The organism is Streptomyces sp. NPDC016469 (assembly GCF_040632905.1).
Lineage (GTDB): Bacteria > Actinomycetota > Actinomycetes > Streptomycetales > Streptomycetaceae > Streptomyces.
Map to the genome: position 1 here is coordinate 1 of NZ_JBEYCQ010000069.1, position 9,456 is coordinate 9,456.

At 73.8% G+C, this 9,456-nt stretch carries 1 protein-coding gene; it reads left to right on the forward strand.

Going from position 1 to position 9,456, the window contains the following annotated elements; genetic code table 11:
* The coding region (locus tag ABZ565_RS34975; RefSeq protein ID WP_361036270.1) for an amino acid adenylation domain-containing protein at positions 1-9,456 on the forward strand (9,456 nt) is incomplete at both ends.

The following is a 9,456-nucleotide window of genomic DNA, read 5'->3' on the forward strand; positions in this document are numbered from 1 at the left end:
GACGTACTGCCCCTCTCCCCGCTCCAGCAGGGACTCCTCTTCCACGCGGTGTACGACGAGCAGGGCCACGACGTCTACACCGTCCAACTCGCCCTCGACATCGAGGGGCCTCTCCGCGCGGACGCCCTGCGCGCCGCCGCCCACACCCTGCTCACCCGCCACGCCGGACTGCGTGCGGCGTTCCGGCACGACGGGTTCGACGCGCCGGTCCAGGTCGTCCCCGCCGACGTCGAACTCCCCTGGCAGGAAGTGGACTTCAGTGACCTGCGGGCCGGAGACCGCGACCCGGAGCTGCGGCACTGGATGGCCGAGGACCGCGCCGCGCGCTTCGACGCCACCCGGCCCCCGCTGATGCGGTTCGCCCTGCTCAGGACCGGTGCCGAGCAGCACCGCCTGGTCATCACCAACCACCACATCCTCCTCGACGGCTGGTCCATGCCGGTCCTGGTCAAGGAGCTGCTGGCGCTCTACAACAGCTCCGGTGACGGTTCGGCCCTGCCCCGCGTCACCCCCAACCGCGACCACCTCGCCTGGATCGCCGCCCAGGACCGTACGGCCGCCGAGACCGCCTGGCGGCAGGTGCTCGACGGCCTCGACGGCCCCACGCTGGTGGCCCCCGCGGGCCGTGACGGCAGCCCCGCCGCGCCCGGCCGCCTCCTCGTCGACCTGCCCGCCGACCTCACCGAGCGGCTCACCGCCCTCACCCGCGCGGGCGGCGTCACCTTCAACACCCTGCTCCAGGCGGTGTGGGCGATCGTGGTGGGCCAGCTCACCGGCCGCCAGGACGTGGTCTTCGGCGGCACGGTCTCCGGCCGCCCGCCCCAGGTCCCCGGCATCGAGTCCATGGTCGGCCTCTTCATCAACACCCTGCCCGTCCGCGTACGGATCGACCAGGCGGAGAGTCTCGGCGCTCTGCTCGACCGGCTGCAGGACCAGCAGGCCGGCCTCATGGACCACCAGTACCTCGGCCTGACCGACATCCAGCAGGCGACCGGCCGCGGTGAACTCTTCGACACCCTGGTCGTCTTCGAGAACTACCCGCTCGACGCGGACGTCCTGGACATCGGCGGCGGGCTGACGGTCACCGGTATCGAGGGCCACGACGCCACCCACTACCCGCTCATCCTGACCGCCGTCCCCGGTGAGCGTCTCCAACTGCGGCTGGACTTCCGTACCGATCTCTTCGACGCCACGGCGGCGGACACCCTGATGGGCCGGCTCGTCCGGCTCCTGGAGGACGCGCCCGCCCGGTACGAGAGCCCCGTCGCCAGGATGTCGCCGCTCGGCGCCGAGGAGCGGCACCAGCTGCTGGTCGCCTGGAACGACACCGAGCAGAACGAGGCCGGGGACCGCTCGGTGCCCGCGCTCTTCGCCGAACTCGCGGCCTGGTCCCCGTCCACCGGGGCCGTCGTCCACGACGGGGGCACCCTCTCGTACGGGGAACTCGACACCCGCGCCAACCGGCTGGCGCACCGCCTCATCGAGGCCGGGATACGGCCCGAGGACCGGGTCGCGCTGCTCATGGAGCGCTCGCCCGACCTGGTGGCGGCCGTGCTGGCCGTCCTCAAGGCCGGCGGCGTGTACGTACCGCTCGACCCGCGCTTCCCCGACTCCCGGATCCGGCACATCCTCGCGGAGACCGGCGCCCGGGTACTGCTCACCGACCCCGGCGCACCCGGCCGCGTGGCGCCGGACCTGACCGTGATCGAGGCGGGCCCGGCCCTGACCGCGTCCGACGCACCCGCGCACGACCCCGCCGTGCCGGTGCACCCGGAGCAGCTGGCGTACGTGATGTTCACGTCCGGCTCCACCGGCGTGCCCAAGGGCGTCGGCGTCACGCACCGGGACATCGCCGCGCTGGCCGCCGACCGCAGGTTCGAGTTCGGGCACGACAGGGTGCTGCTGCACTCGCCGGCCGCCTTCGACGCCTCCACGTACGAGCTGTGGGTGCCGCTGCTCGGCGGTGGCCAGGTCGTCGTCGCCGCCCCCGGCGACCTCGACGCGGCGCGGCTGCGGGAGACCGTCACGCGGCACGGTGTCACCGCGCTCTGGCTGACCGCCGGGCTGTTCCGGCTGATCGCCGAGGACGGCCCCGGCAGCCTCGGCCGCCTCAGCCAGGTGTGGACCGGCGGTGACGTGGTGCCCGCCGCCGCCGTCGCCCGGGTGCTGGAGGCCTGCCCGGGGCTCGTCGTCGTCGACGGCTACGGCCCCACCGAGACCACCACCTTCGCCACCACATACACGGTCAGGAGCGCCTCCGAAACCCCGCACAGCATCCCCATCGGCCGGCCCCTCGACTCCATGCGCACCTATGTGCTGGACGCCGGGCTGAATCCGGTGCCGGTGGGTGTGGCGGGAGAGCTCTATCTCGCGGGCGCCGGGCTGGCCCGCGGGTATCTGGGCCGGCCGGGTCTGACCGCGGAGCGCTTCGTGGCCGACCCGTTCGGGCCGGTGGGGGAGCGCATGTACCGCACGGGCGACCTCGTGCGGTGGAGTACGGACGGGCAGATCGAGTACCTGGGCCGTACCGACGACCAGGTCAAGGTACGCGGATTCCGCATCGAACTCGGCGAGATCGAGGCCGCGCTCGCCGGGCACACCGGCGTGGCCCAGGCGACCGTCATGGTCCGTGAGGACCGGCCGGGCGACCAGCGGATCGTCGCCTACCTCGTCCCGTCGGGCGACACCGCCGACCCGGCGGAACTACGCGCGCACGCCGCCGGCCGGCTGCCCGAGTACATGGTCCCGTCCGCCTTCGTGACGCTCGACGCCCTTCCCCTGACCGCCAACGCGAAGGTCGACCGCAGGGCCCTCCCCGCCCCCGACCTCGGCGCCTCCGGTACGGGACGCGCGCCGCGCAACGCGCAGGAGGAGATCCTCGCGGCCCTCTTCGCCGAAGTGCTCGGCCTGCCCGGCGTCCTCGTCGACGACAGCTTCTTCGACCTCGGCGGACACTCCCTGCTCGCCACCCGGCTGGTGAGCCGCATCCGCGCGGTCTTCGGCGCCGAACTCGCCGTCCGCACCCTGTTCGAGGCGCCGACGGTCGCCCTGCTCGCGGAGCGCGTCACCGGCGCGGACCGGGCCCGCAGGGCGCTGACCGCCCGGGAGCGGCCGGAGGAGATCCCGCTCTCCCCGGCGCAGCGCAGGCTCTTGTTCCTGAACCGTTTCGAGGGGCCCGGCGCCACCTACAACCTGCCCCTGGCGCTCCGCCTCACCGGCGCACTCGACCCGGACGCCCTGCGCGACGCGCTCGGCGATGTGGTCGTCCGCCACGAGAGCCTGCGCACGGTCTTCCCCGAGGTCGACGGCAGGTTCCGCCAGCTCGTCCTGCCCGCCGCGGTGTCCCGTCCCGGTCTGCCCGTCACCGCGGTCACGGCGGCCGGACTCGACACGGCGCTCGCGGAAGCCGCCGGGGAGGGCTTCGACCTCGCCGTCGAGCCGCCCCTGCGCGCACGGCTGTTCCAGGTGACCGACGCCGCCGAACCCGGCACGGACCATGTGCTGATGGTGGTGCTGCACCACATCGCGGGGGACGGCTGGTCCCTGGCGCCGTTCGCCCGCGACCTGGGATTCGCCTACGACGCGCGGCACGGCGGTACCGCCCCCGCCTGGGAGCCGCTGCCCGTCCAGTACGCCGACTACACCCTGTGGCAGCGTGAGGTCCTCGGCGACGAGAACGACCCGTCGAGCCCGCTGGCCCGGCAGATCGACCACTGGCGGACCGCGCTCGCGGGGCTGCCCGAGGAACTGGTGCTGCCCACGGACCGGCCCCGGCCCGCCGAAGCGACCTACCGGGGCGGGAGCGTCCCGCTGCGGCTCCCGGCCGAGGTGCACGAGCGGATCGTCTCCCTGGCCCGCGAGAGCCATGTCAGTGTCTTCATGGTCGTCCGGGCCGCGCTGGCCGCGCTGCTGGGCCGGCTCGGTGCCGGCGACGACATCCCGGTCGGAAGTGTCATCGCCGGCCGCACCGACGAGGCACTGGACGACCTGGTCGGCTTCTTCGTGAACACCCTGGTGCTGCGCACCGACCTCTCCGGTGACCCGACGTTCCGCGAGCTGGTGGAACGGGTCCGGGAGAACGACCTGGCCGCGTACGCCAACCAGGACGTGCCCTTCGAGCGCCTGGTCGAGATCCTCAACCCGGTGCGCTCGTCCGCCAGGCACCCGCTGTTCCAGGTCATGCTGGCGTTCCAGAACAACGCGGAGGCGACACTCGACCTGGACGGGCTGCGGGCCGCCGCCCACCACGTCCCGATCGAGGCCTCACGGTTCGACCTGCTGTTCTCCCTGGAGGAGACCTTCGCCGCCGACGGCGGTCCGGCCGGACTCCAGGGTGTCGTCGAGTACGCCGCCGACCTCTTCGACCCCGCCACCGCCGAGGCGCTCGGCGACCGCCTGGTACGGCTGCTGGACGCGGTGACCGCCGACCCCGGCGCCCGCATCGGCTCCGTCGAACTCCTCACCGGCGACGAGCGCCACCGGCTGCTCACCGAGTGGAACGACACCCACCGGGACGTGCCGCCGACCACCGTGCCCGCGCTGTTCGAGGCCCAGACCGCCCGGACGCCCCACAACCCGGCGGTGGGCCACGCGGGCACCGAACTCACCTACGCGGAACTCGACGCGCGCGCCAACCGGCTCGCCCGGCACCTCATCGACCTGGGCGTCGGCCCCGAACAGCTCGTCGCCCTGGCCATGCCGCGCTCCGAGCGGATGATGGTCGCCCTGCTCGCCGTCCTGAAGTCCGGTGCCGGGTACCTGCCGGTCGACCCCGGATACCCGGCCGACCGCATCGCGTTCATGCTGGACGACGCCCGGCCCACCCTCGTACTCACCACCGGCGAGGCCGCCGCCGTACTGCCCGGCGACATCCGGCGCCTGGTGCTCGACGGGCCCGAACCGACGGCCGGGGTCGCCGAGTACCCGGACACCGCCCCGTCCGACAGGGACCGGGTCCGGCCGCTGGTGCCGGACCACCCCGCGTACGTCATCTACACCTCCGGCTCCACCGGCCGCCCCAAGGGCGTGGTCGTCACCCACCGCAACGTCACCGACTTCGCGGCCTGGGCGATCGCCGGCATCGGCCGCGACCGGCTCTCCGACGTGCTCGCCGCGACCTCGCTCAACTTCGACGTCTCCGTCTTCGAGATGTTCGGCCCGCTGCTCAGCGGCGGACGCATCGAGGTGGTGCGGGACCTCCTCGCCCTCCTGGAGACCGGTGCCCGCACCTACAGCCTGATCAGCGCGGTGCCCTCGGCGCTCGCCCACACCCTCGGACAGGACCCGGAGGCCCGCATCGGCGCCGGCCTGGTCGTGCTCGCGGGGGAGGGGCTCACCGCTCACACGGCCGACACCATCCGCGCCGCCGTCCCCGGCTGCACGCTCGCGAACATCTACGGACCCACCGAGGCCACGGTGTACGCCACCGCCTGGTTCACGGACACCGCCACCGACCGCACACCGCCGATCGGCCGGCCCCTGCACAACACGCGCACCTATGTGCTGGACGCCGGGCTGAATCCGGTGCCGGTGGGTGTGGCGGGAGAGCTCTATCTCGCGGGCGCCGGGCTGGCCCGCGGGTATCTGGGCCGGCCGGGTCTGACCGCGGAGCGCTTCGTGGCCGACCCGTTCGGGCCGGTGGGGGAGCGCATGTACCGCACGGGCGACCTCGTGCGGTGGAGTACGGACGGGCAGATCGAGTACCTGGGCCGTACCGACGACCAGGTCAAGGTACGCGGATTCCGCATCGAACTCGGCGAGATCGAGACCGTACTCGCCCGCCACGAGGCCGTCGCCCGGACCGCCGTCGTCGTCCGTGAGGACCGGCCGGGCGACCGCCGGATCACCGCCTACACCGTCCCCGCCGACGGCACGGAGACCGACCCGGCCGAGCTGCGCGCCCATGTGGCCGCCGCCCTGCCCGAGTACATGGTCCCCTCCGCGTTCGTGACCCTGGACGCCCTGCCGCTCAACCCGAACGGCAAGCTGGACCGGCGCGCCCTGCCCGCACCCGTCCTCGGCTCCGCCACCGAGACCGGCCGGCCGCCGCGCACCGAGCAGGAGGCCGCACTCTGCGAGGTCTTCGCCCAGGTGCTCGGCGTGGAGCGGGTCTCGGTCGACGACAGCTTCTTCGACCTCGGCGGACACTCGCTGCTCGCCACCCGCGTGGTCAGCCGCGTCCGCACCCTGTTCGGCGCGGAACTCCCCGTCCGCGCCCTGTTCGAGACCCCGACCGTGGCCGGCCTCGGGGAGCGGATCGGTGACGCGGCCGGCGCCCGCCGGGCCCTGACCGCCCGCTTCCGCCCGGAGTCCGTCCCGCTCTCGCCCGCCCAGCGGCGGCTGTGGTTCCTCAACCGCTTCGAGGAGCGCAACGGCACCTACAACCTCCCCCTCGCGGTGCGCCTCACCGGCGACCTCGACGCGGACGCGCTGCGGGCCGCCCTGGCCGATGTCGTCGCACGCCACGAGAGCCTGCGCACCGTCTTCCCCGACACCGACGGCAGGCCGCGCCAACTCGTGCTGCCCGCAGGCGAGGTGACCCCCGAGCTGACCGTGCTCGACCTCGACCCGGCGGCCGTGGCACGGGCGGCGGCCCAGGACTTCGACCTCGCCACGCAGATCCCGGTCCGCGCCACGCTCTTCCGCGCCTCGCCGGCCGAGCACCTGCTGCTCATCGTCGTCCACCACATCGCGGGCGACGGCTGGTCCATGGCCCCGCTCGCCCGCGACCTGGGCGAGGCCTACGACGCGCGGCACGGCGGTACCGCCCCCGCCTGGGAGCCGCTGCCCGTCCAGTACGCCGACTACACCCTGTGGCTGCGCGAGGAGCTGGGCGACGAGAACGACCCGGACAGCGGCCTCGGCCGACAGATCGCGTTCTGGCGCCACACCCTCGGCGCCCTGCCGGAGGAGCTGGCGCTCCCCCTGGACCGCCCCCGCCCGGCCGAGATGAGCTTCCGGGGCGACACGGTGCCCCTGCAGATCCCGGCGGCGGCCCACGCCCCGCTGGCCGAGCTGGCCCGTACGAGCAGGGCGAGCGTCTTCATGGTGGTCCAGGCGGCCCTGGCCGCGCTGCTGCACCGCCTGGGCGCCGGGGCCGACATCCCGATCGGCTCGCCCGTCGCCGGCCGCACCGACGAGGCGCTGGACGATCTGGTCGGGTTCTTCGTGAACACGCTGGTGCTGCGCACGGACGTGTCGGGCGACCCGACCTTCCGCGAACTCCTGGACCGGGTACGGGAGACCGACCTGGCCGCGTACGCCAACCAGGACGTGCCGTTCGAGCGGCTGGTCGAGGTGCTCAACCCCGAACGCTCCCTGGCCCGCCACCCGCTCTTCCAGGTGATGCTGTCCCTCCAGAACAACGCGGAGGCCGCCCTCCAGCTGGACGGCCTGCACATCACCCCCGAGCACGTCAGCGTGGACGGAGCCAAGTTCGACCTCTCCTTCCAGCTCGCCGAGACCTTCGGCGCCGACGGCGCCCCCGACGGCATCGACGGCCGCGTCGAGTACGCGACGGACCTCTTCGACCGGGAGACGGCACACGAGCTGTCGGCCCGCCTGGTACGCCTGGTCGACGAGCTGGTGAGCGACCCGGACCGCCGGCTGTCCTCGGTGGACGTCCTCACGGCCGATGAGCGCCACCGCATCCTCGTCGCGTGGAACGAGACGGCCCGCGAGGTGCCCACGGCCACCCTGCCGGAACTGTTCGAACGGCAGGCCGCCCGCACCCCCGACGCCACCGCCCTGGTCGCCCCGGACGGCCGCCTCACCTTCGCCGGCCTCGACGCCCGCGCCAACCGGCTGGCCCGCCTCCTGCGCCGGCACGGCGTCGGCCCCGAGCAGTACGTCGCCGTGGCCCTGCCGCGTACGACCGACCTGGTGGTCGCCGTGCTCGCCGTCACCAAGGCGGGCGCCGCCTACGTGCCTGTCGACCCCGCACACCCCGTGGACCGGACCGCCCTCCTGCTCCAGGACGTCGGCACCTCCGCCGTGCTCACCGCCGCCGGAACCCGGGACGCCGTCCCGCACGGCCGGGGCGGCCACCACATCGACCTGGACGACCCCGAGGTCGTCGAAGCCCTCGGAGAGCTGCCGGACACACCGCTCGACGACGCCGGACGGACCGCCCCGCTGCGGCCGGACCACCCGGCCTACGTCATCCACACCTCCGGATCCACCGGCCGCCCGAAGGGGGTCGTGGTCGCCCACCGCAGCCTCGTCAACCTGCACCACCACCACTTCGAGGAGCTGTACGCCGCCGAGGCGGCCGACGCGGGCCGCCCGCTGCGCGCCGCCCTCACCGCCGCCGTGTCCTTCGACGCCTCGCTCGACCCCCTGCTGTGGATGGTGGCCGGCCACGAGCTGCACCTGATCGAGGACGACGTCCGGCGCGAACCCGAGGCACTGATCGCCTACGTCCGCGCCGCCGGCATCGACTTCATGGAACTCACCTCCTCGTACGCGGAACAGCTCGTCGAGCACGGACTCGTCCGCGACCCCGGGGCCCGCCCGCGCATCCTCGCCCTCGGCGGCGAGGCCGTGAGCCCGGCCCTGTGGCAGGAGCTGGCCGCCACGGAGGGAGTCACCGGGTACAACCTGTACGGCCCCACCGAGGCGACCGTCGACACCCTCACCTCGCGCACCACCGACACCGCCCGGCCGCTCATCGGCCGGCCCGTCACCAACAGCCGGGTCCACGTCCTGGACGACGCGCTGCGCCCGGTGGTGCCGGGTGTCGCGGGCGAGCTCTACATCGCGGGTGCGGGGCTGGCGCGCGGGTACCTCGGCCGGTCGGGGCTGACGGCCGAGCGGTTCGTCGCCGATCCCTTCGGCCCGGCGGGCACGCGGATGTACCGCACGGGTGACGTGGTGCGCTGGTCCCGGACCGGTGAGCTGGAGTACCTGGGCCGTTCCGACGACCAGGTGAAGGTGCGTGGCTTCCGCATCGAGCTGGGCGAGATCGAGACGGTCCTCGCCCGGTACGAGGGTGTGGCCCAGGTCGCTGTCGTGGTGCGCGAGGACCGGCCGGGCATCAAGCGCCTCGTCGCGTACGCCGTGCCGCGCACCGGCGAGCTGGACACCGACGCCGTACGGGCCCATGTGGCCGCCGTGCTGCCGGACTACATGGTGCCGTCGGCCTTCGTCTCCATGGACGCCCTCCCGCTGACCGTGAACGGCAAGCTCGACCGGCGCGCCCTGCCGGCCCCGGCGCCCAGCGGTGGCGGCACGGGCCGGGCCCCGCGCAACCCGCGCGAGGAAACACTGTGCCGGCTCTACACCGAACTGCTCGGCGTGGAGCACGTGGCGCGCGACGACAGCTTCTTCGAGCTGGGTGGCGACAGCATTGTGTCGATCCAGTTGGTGAGCCGGGCGCGGCGCGCGGGGTTGGTGTTCTCGGCGCGTGAGGTGTTCCAGCATCGGACGCCGGAGGCGCTGGCCGTGGTGGCGGGTGTG